At 71.7% G+C, this 17518-nt stretch carries 16 protein-coding genes; 12 read left to right on the top strand and 4 right to left on the bottom strand.

Annotated features, from left to right (window positions below; translation table 11 throughout):
* Positions 1–2: 2 nt before the first annotated feature.
* The gene (gene scpA, locus AB0M82_RS20730) at positions 3–2171 is read right to left on the bottom strand and encodes a methylmalonyl-CoA mutase (protein WP_364724024.1); all 2169 of its coding nucleotides are present in this window, start codon (positions 2169–2171) and stop codon (positions 3–5) included.
* Entirely contained in the window at positions 2168–4012 is a 1845-nt protein-coding gene (locus tag AB0M82_RS20725; RefSeq protein ID WP_364724022.1) for a methylmalonyl-CoA mutase family protein, read from the bottom strand. Before AB0M82_RS20725 ends, scpA begins: the two co-directional genes overlap by 4 nt.
* Positions 4013–4135: 123 nt before the next feature.
* On the opposite strand from AB0M82_RS20725, the gene AB0M82_RS20720 reads away from it, so the two are divergent.
* Complete coding sequence (locus AB0M82_RS20720) at positions 4136–5857, top strand: serine/threonine-protein kinase (protein ID WP_364724245.1); 1722 nt, start codon at positions 4136–4138, stop codon at positions 5855–5857.
* Here AB0M82_RS20720 and AB0M82_RS20715 read toward each other — a convergent pair.
* Entirely contained in the window at positions 5854–6504 is a 651-nt protein-coding gene (locus AB0M82_RS20715; protein ID WP_364724019.1) for a MerR family transcriptional regulator, read from the bottom strand. The two genes, AB0M82_RS20720 and AB0M82_RS20715, sit on opposite strands and share 4 nt — an antisense overlap.
* A gap of 112 nt (positions 6505–6616) precedes the next feature.
* Here AB0M82_RS20715 and AB0M82_RS20710 point away from each other — a divergent pair, with 112 nt between their 5' ends.
* Genes AB0M82_RS20710 through AB0M82_RS20700 form a run of 3 tightly spaced genes read left to right on the top strand, consistent with a single transcriptional unit; the run spans position 6617 to position 8774 of the window.
* The gene (locus AB0M82_RS20710; protein WP_364724016.1) at positions 6617–7576 is read left to right on the top strand and encodes a hypothetical protein; all 960 of its coding nucleotides are present in this window, start codon (positions 6617–6619) and stop codon (positions 7574–7576) included.
* Positions 7573–7998, top strand: a complete 426-nt coding sequence (locus AB0M82_RS20705) for an ABA4-like family protein (protein WP_364724013.1) — start codon at positions 7573–7575, stop codon at positions 7996–7998. The genes AB0M82_RS20710 and AB0M82_RS20705 overlap by 4 nt, the downstream gene beginning before the upstream one ends.
* The gene (locus AB0M82_RS20700) at positions 7995–8774 is read left to right on the top strand and encodes a purine-nucleoside phosphorylase (protein WP_364724010.1); all 780 of its coding nucleotides are present in this window, start codon (positions 7995–7997) and stop codon (positions 8772–8774) included. The genes AB0M82_RS20705 and AB0M82_RS20700 overlap by 4 nt, the downstream gene beginning before the upstream one ends.
* 82 nt (positions 8775–8856) lie before the next feature.
* Here the strand turns inward: AB0M82_RS20700 and AB0M82_RS20695 are convergent, their stop codons facing one another.
* Complete coding sequence (locus tag AB0M82_RS20695; RefSeq protein WP_364724007.1) at positions 8857–10017, bottom strand: nucleotide disphospho-sugar-binding domain-containing protein; 1161 nt, start codon at positions 10015–10017, stop codon at positions 8857–8859.
* Positions 10018–10047: 30 nt separating this feature from the next.
* Here AB0M82_RS20695 and AB0M82_RS20690 point away from each other — a divergent pair, with 30 nt between their 5' ends.
* The 8 genes from AB0M82_RS20690 to hisS all read left to right on the top strand — a co-directional run bounded on the left by AB0M82_RS20690 (position 10048) and on the right by hisS (position 17450).
* The gene (locus tag AB0M82_RS20690) at positions 10048–11682 is read left to right on the top strand and encodes a phospho-sugar mutase (RefSeq protein WP_364724005.1); all 1635 of its coding nucleotides are present in this window, start codon (positions 10048–10050) and stop codon (positions 11680–11682) included.
* Positions 11682–12134 (top strand): NAD(P)H-dependent oxidoreductase, encoded by a 453-nt coding sequence (locus AB0M82_RS20685; protein ID WP_364724002.1) that lies wholly within the window; start codon positions 11682–11684, stop codon positions 12132–12134. The genes AB0M82_RS20690 and AB0M82_RS20685 overlap by 1 nt, the downstream gene beginning before the upstream one ends.
* Positions 12135–12436: 302 nt before the next feature.
* Positions 12437–12841 (top strand): helix-turn-helix transcriptional regulator, encoded by a 405-nt coding sequence (locus AB0M82_RS20680; protein ID WP_364723999.1) that lies wholly within the window; start codon positions 12437–12439, stop codon positions 12839–12841.
* Positions 12838–13359, top strand: coding sequence for a hypothetical protein (locus tag AB0M82_RS20675; RefSeq protein ID WP_364723996.1), 522 nt, complete (start codon positions 12838–12840; stop codon positions 13357–13359). The genes AB0M82_RS20680 and AB0M82_RS20675 overlap by 4 nt, the downstream gene beginning before the upstream one ends.
* Entirely contained in the window at positions 13356–14456 is a 1101-nt protein-coding gene (locus tag AB0M82_RS20670) for an MAB_1171c family putative transporter (RefSeq protein ID WP_364723993.1), read from the top strand. Before AB0M82_RS20675 ends, AB0M82_RS20670 begins: the two co-directional genes overlap by 4 nt.
* Position 14457: 1 nt before the next feature.
* Positions 14458–15651, top strand: coding sequence for an amidohydrolase family protein (locus tag AB0M82_RS20665; protein ID WP_364723990.1), 1194 nt, complete (start codon positions 14458–14460; stop codon positions 15649–15651).
* 96 nt (positions 15652–15747) lie between these two features.
* On the top strand, positions 15748–16137 hold the full coding sequence (locus tag AB0M82_RS20660; protein ID WP_364723987.1) for a hypothetical protein: 390 nt from the start codon (positions 15748–15750) through the stop codon (positions 16135–16137).
* A 23-nt stretch (positions 16138–16160) separates the two neighbouring features.
* Complete coding sequence (gene hisS / locus AB0M82_RS20655) at positions 16161–17450, top strand: histidine--tRNA ligase (protein ID WP_364723984.1); 1290 nt, start codon at positions 16161–16163, stop codon at positions 17448–17450.
* Positions 17451–17518: the final 68 nt, after the last annotated feature.

Genomic DNA, 17518 nt, shown 5'->3' with positions numbered 1-17518 from the left:
GGTCAGGACTCCCGCGCCGTCAGCTGGCCGAGCAGGTCGATGGCGGCGTCCGCGAGCACCGTGCCGGGCCCGAAGATCGCGGCCGCGCCGGCCTCGCGCAGCGCCGGGTAGTCCTGCGGCGGGATGACGCCGCCGACGACGACCATGATGTCCTCGCGGCCCAGCTCGGCGAGCTCGTGGCGCAGCGCGGGCACCAGCGAGAGGTGCCCGGCGGCCAGCGACGAGACGCCGACGACGTGGACGTCCGCCTCGATCGCCTGGCGGGCGACCTCGGCCGGGGTGGAGAACAGCGGGCCGACGTCGACGTCGAAGCCGATGTCGGCGAAGCCGGTGGCGATCACCTTCTGGCCGCGGTCGTGGCCGTCCTGGCCCATCTTCGCGACGAGGATCCGGGGACGGCGCCCCTCTTCCTCGGCGAACTCTTCGACCAGCTTGCGGGCCTTCTCGACGTTCTGCGTCTTCCCCACCTCCTCCCGGTACACCCCCGAGATGGTCCGGATCTGGCCGGCGTGCCGGCCCCAGATCTTCTCCAGCGCGTCGGAGATCTCGCCGACCGTGGCCTTCGCGCGGGCCGCGTCGATCGCCAGTTCCAGGAGGTTGCCGCCGTTGCCGGCGCCCTCGGTGAGCCGGCGCAGGGCGTCTTCCGTGGCGGCGGGATCGCGCTCGGCACGCAACCGCCGCAGCTTCTCCAGCTGCTGGGCGCGGACGCCGGCGTTGTCGACCTTGAGGACTTCGATCTCCTCGTCAGCGGTCACCTGGTACTTGTTCACCCCGATCACCGGCTGCCGCCCGGAGTCGATGCGCGCCTGGGTGCGGGCCGCGGCCTCCTCGATGCGCAGCTTGGGGATGCCCGCGTCGATCGCCTTGGCCATCCCGCCGGCCTGCTCGACCTCGCTGATGTGGCCCCACGCCTTGCGTGCGAGGTCGTAGGTCAATTTCTCGACGAAGGCACTGCCGCCCCACGGGTCGATGACGCGCGTCGTGCCGGACTCCTGCTGCAGCAGCAGCTGCGTGTTGCGGGCGATCCGCGCGGAGAAGTCGGTCGGCAGGGCGAGAGCCTCGTCCAGGGCGTTGGTGTGCAGCGACTGCGTGTGCCCCTGGGTCGCGGCCATCGCCTCGACGCAGGTGCGCACGACGTTGTTGTAGACGTCCTGCGCGGTCAGCGACCAGCCGGACGTCTGAGAGTGCGTCCGCAGCGAAAGCGACTTCGACGACGTCGGCGAGAAGCCCTTCACGAGCTTCGCCCACAGCAGGCGCGCCGCGCGGAGCTTCGCGACCTCCATGAAGAAGTTCATGCCGATCGCCCAGAAGAACGACAGCCGCGGCGCGAACTTGTCGACGTCCAGCCCGGCGTCGACGCCGGCGCGGATGTACTCGACGCCGTCGGCCAGCGTGTAGGCCAGCTCCAGGTCGGCGGTCGCCCCGGCTTCCTGCATGTGGTAGCCGGAGATGGAGATCGAGTTGTACTTCGGCATGTGCCGCGACGTGTAGGAGAAGATGTCGGAGATGATCCGCATCGACGGCTGCGGCGGGTAGATGTAGGTGTTGCGGACCATGAACTCCTTGAGGATGTCGTTCTGGATGGTCCCCGCGAGCTGCTCCGGCTTCACCCCCTGCTCCTCGGCCGCCACCACGTACAAGGCGAGTACCGGCAGCACCGCGCCGTTCATCGTCATCGACACCGACATCTTGTCGAGCGGGATGCCGTCGAAGAGCTGCCGCATGTCGTAGATGGAGTCGATGGCGACGCCCGCCATGCCGACGTCGCCGGAGACGCGGGGGTGGTCGGAGTCGTAGCCGCGGTGGGTGGCCAGGTCGAAGGCGACCGACAGGCCCTTCTGCCCGGCGGCGAGGTTGCGCCGGTAGAACGCGTTGGACTCCTCGGCGGTGGAGAACCCGGCGTACTGGCGGATGGTCCACGGCTGGTTGACGTACATCGTCGGGTACGGCCCGCGCAGGAAGGGCGCGATGCCGGGGTAGGTGGCCAGGAAGTCCACATCGGACAGATCGTCGGCGGTGTAGACCGGCTTGACGCCGATGCCCTCGGGCGTCTCCCAGGCCAGGGCGTCCGGGCCCTTCCCGGTGGCGGCCTCCACCGCGCGCGCCCACGTGTCGCGGTCGCCCGGTGACGGCGAGCCGAGGTCGACGCCGGCGAAGTTCGGGATGCTCATCGCACAACTCCCAGCTTGGCGTGCAGGTCGTTCAGGACTTCCAGGGCGTCGCAGCCGGCGAAGACGTTGGCGTCCACGCCGTCGTAGGAACCCTTGCCCGCCAGTAAGACGTGTTCGGCGCCGAGGGACGCGGCGACGTCGGCCGCCTGCGCCGCGTAGGCGTCGTCGGTGCCGCAGAGACAGGCGATCCGGGCCCCGCTCGAACGGAACGCGCCGGCCAGGTCGTCCGTCGCGCCCGGGTTGACGGCTTCGATCCCGCCCGCCTGGAACAGGTTGGCGGCGAACCCGGCGCGCGCGGTGTGCGCGGCGACCGGGCCCAGCGTGGCCAGGAAGATCTTCGGCCGCTCCCCGTGCTCGGCGAGGTACGCGTCCGACGCGTCCCGCAGCGCCTCGAAGCCTTCGGCGTACCGGTGCCGCGGCAGCCCACCTTCCACAGTGGACTCCACCGGCGTCCGGACCACCGGCTTCTCGGCCAGGTTGGGGAACTCGCTGACGCCGGTGAGCGGGTCGCGCCGGGTCGCGATCCGCGACGAGCGCTTCTCCCACGTCGAAGCCAGCCGCCCGGCCAGCGCTCCGGACGCCAGCTCGGCGACCAGTCCGCCCGCCGCCTCGATGGCGGTGAACTCGGCCCACGCCACGTGGGCCAGGTCGTCGGTGAGCTTCTCGACGTACCAGGAGCCGCCCGCCGGGTCGACCACGCCGGCCAGCTTGGACTCCTCCAGCAGCACGGCGTGGGTGTTGCGGGCGATCCGCGCGGAGAACGCAGAGGTGTTCTCGGGACGGCCGATCGCGGCGTCGAACGGCAGCACGGTGACCGCGTCCGCGCCGCCGACGCCCGCGCCGAAGCAGGCGAGCGTCGTGCGCAGCATGTTCACCCACGGGTCGCGCCGGGTCAGCATCGCCGGCGACGTCACGGCGTGCTGGCGCATGGGCGAAGAGAAGCCGCAGACCTCGGCGACGCGCGCCCACAGGCGGCGGGCCGCGCGCAGCTTCGCGATCGTGGAGAACTGGTCGGCGGTCGCGGCGATCCGGAACTCGAGCTGCCCGGCCGCGGCCTCGGCGTCCAGCCCGGCGTCGGTCAGCGCCCGCAGGTAGGTGACGCCGGCGGCGACGAGCGCGCCCAGCTCCTGCGCGTCCGACCCGCCGGCTTCGTGGAACGGCAGCCCGTCGGCGACGATCGTGCGCACCTTCGGGTACCTCGCGGCGACACGCGCGGCGAGCGCGGCAGCCGGTTCCAGCGCCACGGCGGAGCCGGACCGGGCCGCCAGCCCGATCGGGTCGGCGCCCAGCACCGCGGTGGCTTCGCTCGCCGGGATCTCCCGCTCGGTGAACAGCTCGAGCAGCGCGTCGGCGGCGGCTTCGTACGAAGCGCCGGCGTCCAGGACCACCGGCGCCAGGTCGATGTAGACGTCGTTGAGCGCGTCGGCCAGCGACGCGGGCGCCACGGTCAGCCAGATCGACGTCACCCCGCCTTCGAGGTCGGCGAGGATCGCCCGGTTGACCGCGCGGGCGTCGTCGCCGGTGAAGCGGGCGCGGACGTCCCAACCCGTGCTGACCTGGCCTTCCGGCCGGGAACCGCGCACGAACGGCGGCAGCCCGGGGAACCCGGCGGCCCCCGGCACGTCCTCGGCCGTGTACAGCGGCTGGATCTCGATCCCGTCGTAGGTCCGCGTGACGAGCTTGCTCTCCGGGGCGCCCGCGAAGTCCTCTGGGAGCTTGCCGCTCTTGCGTAACACCCCGGCGACCAGCGCCTGCCACTGCTCCCGCGTCGCCTGGGGGAACTCGGCCGCCAGGTCGAGTTCGGAGATCGGCACTGACTCCGGACCGGCCACTTCAGTCATACCCAGTGATGGTAGAGGCACGGGCCGCGTCGGACCTGTGACTCTAGTCGCGCCCCTAGGCAAATAAGGGTCGGTCGGGTACGCCACAATTGACGCGTGCCCCCCTCCAGCGAAGAGACACGAGTGATCGCCGGTCGCTACCGGCTGCGTTCGGTGCTCGGCTCCGGGTCGATGGGCACCGTCTGGTCGGCCTACGACGAGTTCCTGCACCGGCAGGTGGCCGTCAAGGAGATGAAGGTCCCGCCGGGCATCCCGGCGTCGCAGGCGGACGAGCTGCGGGAGCGGACGCTGCGCGAGGCGCGCGCGATCGCCGTGCTCTCCCATCCGAACGTGATCATCCTGCACGACGTCGCCCGCGAGAACGACCAGCCGTTCGTGGTGATGGAGCTGCTGCCCTCGCGCAGCCTGGCGCACATCCTGCGTGACCACGGGCCGCTGACCGTCGAGCAGGCCGCCGCCGTCGGCATCGCGGTGGCGTCCGCGCTGGAGGCCGCGCACGCCGCCGGGATCACCCACCGCGACGTCAAGCCGGGGAACGTCCTGGTCGCCAGCGACGGCCGGATCAAGCTGACCGACTTCGGCATCGCGCGCAACGTCTCCGAGGCGACCATGACCCGCACCGGGATCATGCTCGGCTCCCCCGCCTACATCGCGCCGGAGGTCGCCTCCGGCGGCGCCGTCATCCCGGCCGCCGACCTGTGGGGCCTCGGCGCGACGCTGTTCGCCGCGGTCGAGGGCGCGCCGCCGTACGACGCCGACGGCGACCCGCTGGAAACCGTCGGCAAGGTCGTCAACGGGAAGGTGCCCAAGCCGAAGGCCGGGCCCCTCGCCGACGTCATCGGCGCGCTGATGCGGAAGGAGCCCGGCAAGCGGATCACGCTGCGCGAGGTCCGGCACCGGCTGTACCCGCTGCAGACGAAGACGCCGCTCGACCTCTTCGGGCCCGACCTGTTCCGCACCCCGGACGGCAAGAAGACGTCCGCGCAGCCGGACGCGACCGACACCCAGGTGATCAAGACCGTCCTGCCCGAGAAGGCGGAGAAGAAGGCCGAGGCGTCGAGCAGCGAGCTCGCCGCCGACCCGGGCCCGCTGCCGTTCCTGCGCCCGCCCGCCCCGGCGCGCACCGCCGATCCGCCGACCGTGTTCGCCCCGCTCCCGCCGCCACCGCCGACGCGAGGGCGGCGCACCACCGCGGCCACCGCCGCCCTCGTCGCGGTGGCGATCCTGCTCTTCCTCCTCGCCGCGGGCGGCGGGTTCGCGCTGGCCAGGACGGTCGGCGGGGAGTCGCTGCTGCCCCCGGCCGCCGCGGCGGCCGGCACGCCGAACGGGCCGACCGAAGTACCGCCACCGGATCTGGTGCACCAGACCGGCGACGCGAGCTACGCGACCGGCGACGGCGGGCAGTTCGAACTCGACGTGCCGGCGGGCTGGCAGAAGTTCGTCGCCCCGCACAACACCGTCAAGTTCGGGGTGAGCACGGTCGTCCAGTACGTCTCGCCCGACGGCCGCCGGTCGCTCCGGCTGGAACGGCTGCCGAAGTACTTCGGCCAGTTCAAGGACGACGACGAGTACATCGCCTGGCTGAAGCAGTCCAACTCCAGCGGCGCGCTCGAGCTCTTCCCGCCGTCGCCGACGCCGGACGGCAAGAGCACGACGCTGGTCTACCGCATGGCCGAGGGCGGCAGCCGCGACGGCGGCGGGGGCACCCGGGTGACGTTCTCGAACCTCGTCCAGGCGGGCACCAGCCTGTGGATCCTCTCCGTCACCGCGCCGTCCGAGCAGGAGGACACGGCCCGGGCGGACGTCTTCGACCGCGTCGCGCCCACGCTGCGCGTCTCCGACTAGGCGGGCGGCCCGCCGAGCAGCTCGCGGGACAGCTGCTCCTGGGCGAGGTGGCGCAACCCGGCGAAGATCCGGTCGCCGAGCACGGTGGCGATCAGCCCGACCTCGATGATCTTGTCGACCGACGTCAGCCCGACCACCACCTCGACGTCGACCTCCGCGACGCGCAGTGCCAGCCGGACGTACTCGTCGAGCCGTTCGGCCAGCCTCTCGTGCCCGAGCTCCTTCGCCGTGGCCAGCGCGGCGACGAGGTTGGCGACCTCGTTGTTCCCGGGTTCGCCGGTCCCGGGTTCGTGCCACTGCCAGCCGTGGCGGCGGGCGAGGTCCTGGAGCAGCCCGGTCGCCCACCCGGCGGCCTCGTCGGACACCTTCGGCGCGGGCCCGGCCAGCTCCTGCTGGACGACGCCCATCGTCTGGTGCGGGGTTTCGTGCTCGTCGATCGCGCGCAGCACGGCGCCGACCGAGGCCAGCGTCAGCCCGCCGACCTCGGTGAGCGCCTTGATCAGCCGGAGCCGCTGGACGTGCGCCGCGGAGTACCGGGCCTGGTTCGGGCTGGTCCGCGCCCCGGGCGGGAGCAGGCCTTCGCGCAGGTAGTACTTGACGGTCGCGACCGGCACCCCGGACTCGGCGCTCAGTTCGGCCATCCGCATGCACTCGCTCCGATCCCAGGGACGGCCTCGGGGTCAACCCTGAAGACTTCTCAGCATGGATAGTTTAACTTCCCATAACGGAGAGTTTGACTATCCGTTATGGGAGGACCTCATGACCATCCTTGCCGATCTCCAGAGCAGAACGCGCGGGTGGCACCGCCCGGCCACGCTCGCGGCCGCCGCCTTCGGGGTGGTGGCGGTGCTGTGCGTCGCCGCCATGCTCGTCGACCAGCGAACCCTGGCGGGCGCGCCGATCTGGGCCAAGCCGCTCAAGTTCGCGGTGTCCGGCGCGCTCTACTTCGCCACGTGGAGCTGGCTCGTCTCGCTGCTGCCGCGGTTCCGGCGCACGGCGAACTGGCTCACGAATCTCCTGGTCCTGATCTTCGCCGCCGAGTACGTCCTGCTGGTCTTCCAGGCCGCGCGCGGCCGCGCGAGCCACTTCAACGTCGCGACCCCGCAGGACGCCGCGATCTTCGGCACCATGGCCGTGATGATCGCCGTGCTCTGGGTCGCCACCCTGGCGCTCACCGTGCTGATGCTGTTCACGAAGGTGCCCGACCGCGCGTCGCACTGGGCGGTCCGGGCCGGGGCGGCGCTCTCGCTGGTGGGGATCACGCTCGGCCAGCTGATGACGAACCCGACCGCGCAGCAGCTCGCGCAGTGGCGGACCGGCGGCCGGCCGGACCTGGTCGGCGGGCACACCGTCGGGCTCGCCGACGGCGGCCCCGGCCTGCCGATCCTCGGCTGGAGCACGGTGGCGGGCGACCTGCGGATCCCGCACTTCGTCGGGATGCACGCCCTGCAGGCGCTGCCGCTGCTGGCCATCGCGCTGGCCGCACTGGCCACCCGCTTCCCCCGGCTGCGCGACGACGTCGTCCGCGGGCGGCTCCTCCTGGTCGGCGCGGCCGGCTACGCCGGGCTGATCGCCCTGGTCACCTGGCAGGCGCTGCGGGCGCAGTCGATCGCGCACCCGGACGCCACGACGCTGAGCGCGTTCGCGCTCCTGGTCGCGGCCGTCGGGCTGGGGGCGCTGGCCGTCGTGCGCGTCCCGGACCGTGCGGCGGTCCGATGACGCAGGCACTGTTCACCTGGGCGTTCCCCCTGGCCACGCCGTTCTGGGCGCTGATGATCCTGGCGCCGAAGTGGCGCCGGACCGCGCGGATCATGGCGTCGCCGTGGGTGCCGCTGCTGCCGCTGGTCTGCTACTTCGGGCTCGCGCTGCCGCACTTCGGCGAGTGGGGACGGGCGATGCTCCGGCCCGACCTCGGCGTCCTCCAAACGCTGCTGGCCACGCCGTGGGGCACGGGGCTCGTCTGGGCGCACCTCATCGCGTTCGACCTGTTCATCGCGCGGTGGATGTACTTCGAAGCGCGGTCACGGGACATCTCGCCGTGGATCGTGAGCCCGATCCTGCTGCTGACGATCTTCCTGTCGCCGTTCGGGCTGGTGGTGTTCCTCGTGGTGCGGAGCGTCCGGATACGCTCCCTGGCATGAGTGAACACGAGGCCGCGGCCGCCATCGCCAAGCGCACCGGCGTGGACGCGCACGACATCGCGGTGGTCCTGGGATCGGGCTGGCGCCCGGCGGCGGACGTCATCGGGGAGTGCGAGACGGAGATCCCGTTCGCCGAACTGCCCGGCTTCACCACGCCCGGCGCGGTGGGCCACGGCGGCACCATCCGCTCGCTGCGCGTCGGCGACAAGAACGTCCTGGTCATGCTGGGGCGGACGCACTTCTACGAGGGCAAGGGCATCGACCCGGTGGTGCACAACGTGCGCACCGCCGCGGCGGCCGGCGTCCGGTCGGTGCTGCTGACGAACGCGGCGGGCGGGCTGCGCGAGGGGTTCCGGGTGGGGCAGCCGGTGCTGATCTCGGACCACCTGAACCTGACCGCGCGCTCGCCGATCACCGGCGCGAACTTCGTCGACCTGACGGACCTGTATTCGGCGCGGCTGCGGGACACCGCCCGCGAAATCGACCCGTCGCTGGAGGAGGGCGTCTACGCGGGCCTGACCGGGCCGCACTTCGAGACGCCGGCGGAGATCCGGATGCTGCGCACGCTGGGCGCGGACCTGGTCGGGATGTCGACGGTCCTGGAGGCGATCGCGGCCCGCGCGGCCGGCGTCGAGGTGTTCGGGCTGTCCCTGGTGACGAACCTGGCCGCGGGCATGACCGGCGAGCCGCTGAACCATCAGGAGGTCCTGGAAGCGGGCCGCGCGGCGGCGACCGACATGGGCTCGCTGCTGCGCGAACTGGTCACCCGCGCCTGACCTCGAGCCGTCACTTTCTCCATGAAAGTGTTCCGGAGGTCAGTCCTCCACAACACTTTCACGGAGAAAGTGACGTTGGGGGTCAGGTCAGGGTGGGGAGCTGGGCGGCGACGTCGGCCGGGGACGGCATGGCCGCCACCTCCGCCGCCAGCGTGCGGGCCGCGTCGCGGACCGACAGGTCCGTGAGCAGGTGACCGGCCTTCGAAGCCACCGCGTCGGCCGTGACTTCGGCGCCGAGCAGGCGGTCGCCGACGCCGGCCGCGAGCACCGCGTCCGCGTTGCTGAACTGGTCCGCGCCCTGCGGCAGCAGCAGCTGCGGGAGAGCCGCGCCGAACGCGCCCAGCGTCGTGCCGCTGCCGCCGTGGTGGACGACCAGATCGACGTGCGGGAGCAGCGCCGCCTGCGGGACCCACGCCTCGAGCCGGACGTTCGGCGGGACGTCGCCCAGCGCGGCGTCGGCCAGCGACGGGCCGGTGGCGACCAGGACGTCGACGTCCAAACCGGACAGACCGGCGATCGCTTCGGTGAGCACGCCCGCGTGCCCCATCGCCGTGCCGAGCGTCAGGTAGACCAGCGGCCGCCGCTTGTCCAGCACGCCCGCCGGCAGCTCGCCCGGCTCGCTCCAGCCGACCGGCCGCAGCGGGACGCGCGTCGTGCGCGCCAGGAATCCCGGGTCCTGCACCGACTCCGGGCAGATGTCGACGAACGGAGCGTCGAATGCCAGGTCGTCGCCGACCTCGATCCCCAGCTCGGCGCCGTGCTCTTGGATGGCGCCGCGGATCCGCATGACCACCGGGTCGTCGCCCGACACCCGGCCGAAACCGTGGGCCACCACCGGAATCCCGGCCTTCATCGCGGCGAACGCGCCGCCCGAGTTGCCCGCCTCGCTCACGACCAGGTCGGGCCGGACGTGCTCGAACAGCGGCAGCAGATCGGCGACGAACCGCTTGGGCATGAGCTCGCCGAACACCTTCGCGACGATCGGCATCAGCACCTCCTGCGGGATGTCGCGGCGCGGCCCCGGCGGGCCGGACGGTCCGGACTCGGCGAACGCCTGACCGAACGCGTCCTTGATGGCGAGCCCGGCCGCCGCCGTTTCGAGCCCGGCTTTCCGCAGCTGTGGCAGGAAGTCTTCCGAGGTGGCGAAGACGACGTCGTGGCCCGCGTCGCGCGCGGCGACCGCCAGCGGGACGAGCGGGAAGGTGTGGCCGAAGGACCCCAGTGAGGTGAAGAGTAAGCGCACCTACCCCACCCTAGCCCGTAGGCTGACGCGGTGACATTGAATTCCACCCTGCGCGAAGCCGCTTTCCGCTGGATCGCCGACGACCCGGACGCCGAAACCCGCGCCGAGTTGCAGGCCGTGCTGGCCCGCGCGATGGGCGGCGAACCCGGTGCCGCCGACGAGCTCGCCGACCGGATGGCCGGGCCGCTGGAGTTCGGCACGGCCGGCCTGCGTGGCCCGGTGCGCGCCGGGCCGAACGGGATGAACGTCGCCGTCGTCACCCGCACGACGGCTGGTGTGGCGGAGTGGCTGAAGGCGCATGGGCACGCCGGCGCGCTGGTCATCGTCGGCCGCGACGCGCGGCACGGCTCGGAGGCGTTCGCGACCGCGGCTGCCGAGGTGCTCGTCGCGGCCGGCTTCGACGTCAAGGTGCTGCCCCGGCCGCTGCCGACGCCGGTGCTCGCGTTCGCCGTCGGGCGGCTCGGCGCGGTGGCCGGGATCCAGATCACCGCGTCACACAATCCCCCGGCGGACAACGGGTACAAGCTCTACGACGCGACCGGCGGGCAGATCGTGCCACCGTCCGACGGCGAGATCGAGCGCGCCATCCAGGCCGCGCCCGCCGCGGTGAGCGTGCCGCGGGCCGACGGCGCCGAGGTCGTCGACCTGCTCGGCTGCTACCTCGACGAGGTCGCGACCCTGCCGCTGGGCCACGAGCGCGGGGTGCGGGTGGCCGCGACGGCGTTGCACGGCGTCGGCGCCGACACGCTGCGCGCGGCGTTCGAGCGGGCCGGGTTCACCGACCTGCACCTGGTGGACGCCCAGGCCGCGCCGGACCCGGACTTCCCGACGGTGTCGTTCCCGAACCCGGAGGAGCCGGGCGCGACGGACCTGCTGCTGGTGCTGGCGTCCGATGTGGACGCCGACCTGGCGATCGCGCTCGACCCGGACGCCGACCGGTGCGCGCTGGGCGTGCGGGAGCGAGACGGGGAGTGGCGGATGCTGCGCGGCGACGAGACCGGCGTGCTGCTGGGTGCGCACGTCCTGTCCACAGTGGACCGCACCCTGCTGCCGGATCCGCTGGTGGCCACGACGATCGTGTCGTCGTCGATGCTGGGCGAGATCGCGAAGGCCGAGGGAGCCCGCTACGCCGAGACGCTGACCGGGTTCAAGTGGCTGGTGCGGGCCGGCAAAGGGCTCGTGTTCGCCTACGAAGAGGCGCTCGGGCTGTGCGTGAACCCGGGGTTCGTGCGGGACAAGGACGGCATCGCCGCCGCGACGCTGGCAGCCGGGCTCGCCGCGCAGCTGAAGGCGCGAGGCCGCACGCCGCTGGACGTGCTCGACGAGCTGGCGCAGCGCCACGGCGTGCACCTGACGGACCAGGTTTCGCTGCGGGTCACGGATCTCGCCGTTCGCGGGCGGTTGATGACGAAGGTGCGCGAGACGCCGCCGTCGCGGCTCGGCGGCGTCGAGGTGACGTGCGAGGACCTGCTGCCGGACGCGGACGTGCTGCGCCTGACCGGCGAGGGGGTGCGGGTGGTGGTCCGGCCGTCCGGGACGGAGCCGAAGCTGAAGGCGTACCTGCAGGTGGTGGCGCCGGCGACGGGGGCACTGGCGGAGGCGCGCACGGCGGGCCAGGCGCGGCTGGCGACGCTGCGGGCGGACGTCGAGGAGCTGCTCGCCTGATGCCGAGGCTCCTGATCGTGCACCACACGCCGTCGCCGTCGACGCAGGCGCTGTTCGAAGCGGTGCTGGCGGGCGCGACCCACCCGGACATCGAAGGGGTGGAGGTGGTCCGCCGCGCGGCACTGGCGGCGACGGTCCCGGACGTGCTCGAAGCGGACGGCTACCTGCTGGGCACGCCGGCGAACCTGGGCAGCATGAGCGGCGCGTTGAAGCACTTCTTCGACACGGTTTATTACCCGTGCCTGGACTCGACCCAGGGCCGCCCGTTCGGGTACTGGATCCACGGAAACAGCGACACGTCGGGAACGGAACGCCAGCTGCTCTCGATCACGACGGGCCTGGCGTGGGTGAAGGCGGCGGAACCGGTGATCAGCACGGGCGATCCCGGCAAAAAGACCCTGGAGGCGTGCACCGAACTGGGCGGCACGCTGGCCGCGACGTTGATGGGTTGAAGCACCGAAATAAAGGAGCCTGTCACCGGAAGCCCTGGGGGTCGACCTCCGGCGACAGGCCGTAACCAAGGGTTCGCCTCGAGGGCGATCGACCTTGGCCCCCGAAGCGTACTACAGACGACCGATCATGACGAGTCGAAGGCGCGACAGCCTCTCGCCTGAGCGGTTCTGTACACCCCCAGGGTACGGAACGCCAGGCGAGAGGCGAGGCCACTGTAAACCACTGCATACGATAACTGTCAACATGTGCGTACAGTGGTTTCCTGGCTAGAATTTTCACGGCGGAAACCTAGGGGGCGGACATGCCACGGGAACGCACCTTCGCGGAGCGCCTGAGCGCCCTGATCGAGGCGGCTCGGGTGGACGGCCGCGCACCGCACAGCTACCGGGAGATCTCGGCCGCCGTGGAGCGGGCGGGTGGGCCGGCGATGTCGCCCGCCTACCTTCAGCAGCTCGCGACGGGCAAGCGGGTCAACCCGAAGATTCACTACGTCGAGGCGCTGGCGAAGCTGTTCGGGGTGCCGGTGACGTACTTCTTCGACGAAGAGGTGGCCACGGCCCCGGCCGGTGAAGCACAGCTGATGGCGATGCGCGCACAGGAGCTTTCGCCGCAGGGACGGCGGCAGGTGATGGACCTGCTGGAGCTCGTCGAGCGCTACGAACGCGCTGAACGCGAGGGCCGGAATCCGGAAGACGCGGCGCGATGAAGGAACGAGAGCTGCGCCGCCGGTGCCGGACGCTGCTGAAGCAGCTCGACATCGGGCCGCCGCTCGACGTCGAGGTGCTGTGCGCGCGGCTGGGCGACCAGCGCGGGAAGCCGATCCGGTTGATGGCGTACCCGCTGGAGGTGCCGGGACCGTTCGGCTGCTGGATCGCGACGTCGGCCGCCGACTACATCTTCTACCAGGCGGAAACGACGAAATCGCACCAAGACCACATCATCCTGCACGAGCTGGGGCACATGCTGGCGGACCACCACCCGCACGGCGACGCCGAGCCCGCCGACTTCCTGCGCGGGCCCGCTCCCGATCTTGACCCGGATGCCGTACACCGCGCGCTGCGCCGGTCGTCCTACGATGACGCCCACGAGTGGGAAGCCGAAACGGTCGCGACGATCATCCTCGAATGGGCGTCGGTCCTGAACTACACGATCCCCCGGCGCGCCGCTGACCGGGATCTCCGCCGGATCCAGGGGGCGCTCGGCGATCACCAAGGGTGGTTGTGAGCACACTTTTCAGTCCCCTCAACCTGATCGCGCTGGTGCTGTTCTCCGCCGCGCTCGCGTGGCGGATCTACCAGGTGACGCGCGCGCCGACGCTGCCGAACTGGGCCGTCACCGCGTGCGTGGCCGGGTTCGCCGCGGCGTTCCTGCTGCAACAGCCGGTGCTCTCCGACGAAGTGGACGCGCTCCTCGGCCGGGGCGCGGCGCGGGTGGCGAACAACGTCCTGCTGGCGTGCGCCCTCTGCGCACTGGTGATCTTCTTCCTCGGCTCCGCGCTGGGCCCCCGGCGGAACCGCCGGGTGGCGGTGGAACTCGCGCCGCTGGCCGCGGCGATCACGCTGATGATCGTCGCGATGGTCCTGACGCCACCGGAGCTGCGCGGGCGGCCGCTGGGGCCGTCGACGATCCACGACAGCGGGGTCGCGGTCTTCTACCTCGGCGCCGGGCTGTACCTGATCTACGGCCTCGTCGCCTGCACGGCCTGGATCGTGCGGTACCTGCAGGTGGCCGACCGGAACCTGCGGATCGGCCTGCGGCTGGGCGCGATCGGCCTGGCCTGCTCGGCGGTGGGCAGCATCTTCCGCGCGCTGTACATCGTGGTGGCATGGGTGTTCGGGCCGGTCGTGAAGGTCCTGCTGCTGCTCGGCGTGCCGTTCGTGATCGTCGGCGGGATGCTGTTCCTCGCCGGCGTCACGTACCCGGGGGTGCGGGCACGGGTTTCGGCCCTGCGGCGACGCCGCCGGCATCGACGCGAGCACGACGCGCTCGCTCCCTTGTGGACGGTCCTGGTCCGGGCGTTCCCCAGCATCGTGCTGCGGACGCCGCCGCGCGGGGTCCACCGCGTGTACTACCGCCGGGTGATCGAGATCCGGGACGGCCTGGTTCAGCTGTCGCCGTACCTGGACGCGGACTTCGGCGAGGTCGTCGCCACCGATCCGGAGGCCGCGGCGGGCGCGTTGAAGACGGCGCTGGAGCGGCACGCGGCGGGCGAAGCCAGCGACGGCCGCGCCAAGCAGGTCCTGCCCGCCGGGGCGGACGACATCGAATCCGACGTCCGGCCACTGCTCGCGCTGTCGGCCGCGATGGACACGGGGGCGTGACGTGGACGTCTTGATCACCGCGGGCCGGGTGCTGCCGCGGCCGTCGACGCCGGTGCGCGACGGCGCCGTGCTCGTCCGCGACGGCGTGATCGTGGCGGCCGGCCCGCGCGCGGACGTCGTCGCGCAGGCCGCGCCGGACGCTTCGCGGCACGATTTCCCGACCGGCACCGCGCTGGCCGGGCTCTTCAACGTCCACGTGCACCTGGCCTTCGACGCTTCCCGCGAAATGCTGGCCCGTTTCGAAGCGGACGGCGACCTGCTGGACGGCGCGCGCACGCGGCTGACGTCGATGCTGCGCAGTGGCGTCACGACGGTGCGGGATCTCGGGGATCGCGGGCACCTCGGCGCCGCGGTCCGCCGGTCGTTCGAGGGTTCCGTGGCGCCGCGGCTGCTCGTGTCGGGCCCGCCGATCACCGTGCCGGGCGGGCACTGTCACTTCTTCGGCGGCGAAACCGCGTCCGACGACGACATCCGCGCCCGGATCGACGAAAACGCCGAAGCCGGCGCCGACGTGATCAAGGTGATGGCCAGCGGCGGCCAGATCACCGAAGGCGGCGCCGACATGTGGGAGTCGCAGTTCGACGCCCGGCAGCTCGGCGTGATCGTCTCGCACGCGGCTTCGCACGGGCTGCCGGTGGCGGCGCACGCCCACGGCGCCGACGCGATCGAAGCCGCGGTCGAGGCCGGGGTGTCGACGATCGAGCACTGCAGTTTCCTGACCGGGCCCCGCGCCTTCGATCGCCGGGAGCCGGTGGCGAAGCGGATGGCCGCCGAAGGCATCTCGGCCTGCTCGACGAGCAGCCGCAACTGGCGGGTGATCGTCGAGAAGCTCGGCGACGCCGTCGCGCAGGCGATGTACGGGCGGCTGCCGTGGCTCGAGGAGCACGGCGTCCGGCTGCTCTCCGGAACCGACGCGGGCCTGCCCGGCTCGGTGTTCGACGACCCGGTCGGCGCGCTGGAGCTGTACGAATGGCTCGGGTTCGGGCGGCGCCGGATCCTGGAGATCGCGACCGAGGACAGCGCGGCCGGCCTGGGGCTCGCCTCGGTGACCGGGCGCCTCGAACCCGGGCTCGCGGCGGACGTCCTGATCGTCGAAGGCGACCCACTGGCGTCGCTCGCCGCCCTCCGCGACCCCCTCCTGGTGCTGACTCAGGGCCAACCCGTCACTTTCACTATGAAAGTGATCCGGAGGTAGCTCCTCCAGATAGCTTCGACCTGAAAGCCGCGGGTTTGGTGACAGCGTTTTAAAACAGTGTTACTGTAGGGCCATCCCGACTGAAGGAGTTCTCCGATGCACGGACCCGTCCAGCTGTTCACGGTGATCGCGCTGGTCTCCCTGCCGACCGTGATGTACGGCGGCTACGCGCTGATGGGCGTCCTGCGCGACCGGAAGCTCACCGAACACCAGCGCGCGATGTTCCGCGCCGGCCACGCCCACGCCGGCGTCCTGCTCATCCTCGCCCTGGTCGCGCTGCAAATCCTCAGCCGCACGACGCTGTCCGGCACCACGCTGTGGGTCACCTGCTTCCTGCTGCTGTTCGGAATCCTCGCCCAGTCCGGCGGGTTCTTCCTCCACCTGATCCCGAACCGGGGCAAGCTCGGCGGCCGCGTCACGTCCGTCGGCGCGGTGCTCCTGGCCGCCGCCACGCTGCTCACGGCGTACGGGGTCGCCTTCGCCTGAGCGCCGGTCGTTAAGCTGGCCACGTGCCTGAATACCTGCCGACCGCGCCCTCCAAGGGGCTCCGGGACTTCCTGCCCGCCGAAATGTCCGTGCGTACCCAGGTGTTCGGTCATCTCTACGACGTCCTCGAGCGCCGCGGCTTCCTCCGCTACGACGGCCCGATCCTCGAGCCGGCCGAGATCTACGAGCGGAAGTCCGGTCAGGAGATCGCGGACAAGCAGCTGTACACGCTCACCGACAAGAGCGGCCGGCGGCTGGCGCTGCGCCCGGAGATGACGCCGTCGGTGGCGCGGATGATCGCCGGGAGCGCGAAGTCGCTGTCGTTCCCGGTGCGCTGGTACAGCCACCCGAACTGCCACCGGTACGAGGCGCCGCAGCGCGGCCGCGTCCGCGAGCACTGGCAGATCAACGCGGACATCTTCGGCTCGGACAGCGCCAACTGCGAGATCGAGATCTTCGAGCTGGTGCACGACATGATGGCCGCGCTCGGCGCGACGCCGGACATGTTCGTGCTGCGCGTCAACGACCGGAACCTGCTGACGTCGGCGCTGACCGACGTCGCCGGGGTTTCCGAGGACCACCTGTCCCAGGTGTTCGCGCTGGTCGACCGCTGGGAGAAGTACCCGCGCGAGAAGCTGGCCGAAAGCGCCGGCGAGATCGGCCTGTCGGACAAGCAGTTCGAGAAGCTGGCCGAGACGCTCGACGCGGGCGAGGCCCTGCTGGACGAGCTGCCGATCGACGTGCGGGAGCGGTCGAACCTGGTTCGCGTCCTGAACAGCGACGCGGGCAGCCTGGTGAAGTACGAGCCGATCATCGTGCGCGGGCTGGCGTACTACACGTCGACCGTGTTCGAGGTCTTCGACACCTCGCCGGAGAATCGCCGGGCCCTGTTCGGCGGCGGCCGCTACAGCGACCTCGCGTCGATGTTCACGCCGCAGCAGATCCCGGGCATCGGCTTCGGCATGGGCGACGTCACGCTGATCGACTTCCTCGACACGCACGGCCTGACGCCGTCGCCGCGCAGCGAGGTCGACGTCATGGTGATCCCGGTGACCGAGGACCTCTCGGACGCGGCCCGCTCGGTCGCTCGCTCGCTCCGCGAGGCCGGGCTCCGGACGTCGACGCCGATCGAGCACCGCAAGCTGGGCAAGGAGCTGACCCGCGCGGACAAGGCGGGCGCGGCCGCGGTGGTGATCGTCGGCCAGGAGGACTGGGACGCGGGAAACGTGACGGTCCGCGGCCTCGCGACCCGGGAACAGAACCCGGTCCCGGTCACCGACGCCCCCGCGGCGGTCAAGGCCCTGCTGGCCTGATTGCCGTTTCGCGCGATCGAGCACGTAACTCGCGTGACTGGAGCCGTAACTGGCGTGACTGGAGCCGT

The sequence above is a fragment of the Amycolatopsis sp. NPDC051128 genome (genome assembly GCF_040682715.1).
GTDB lineage: Bacteria > Actinomycetota > Actinomycetes > Mycobacteriales > Pseudonocardiaceae > Amycolatopsis.
This window is presented reverse-complemented; position numbering and strand designations above follow the sequence as displayed.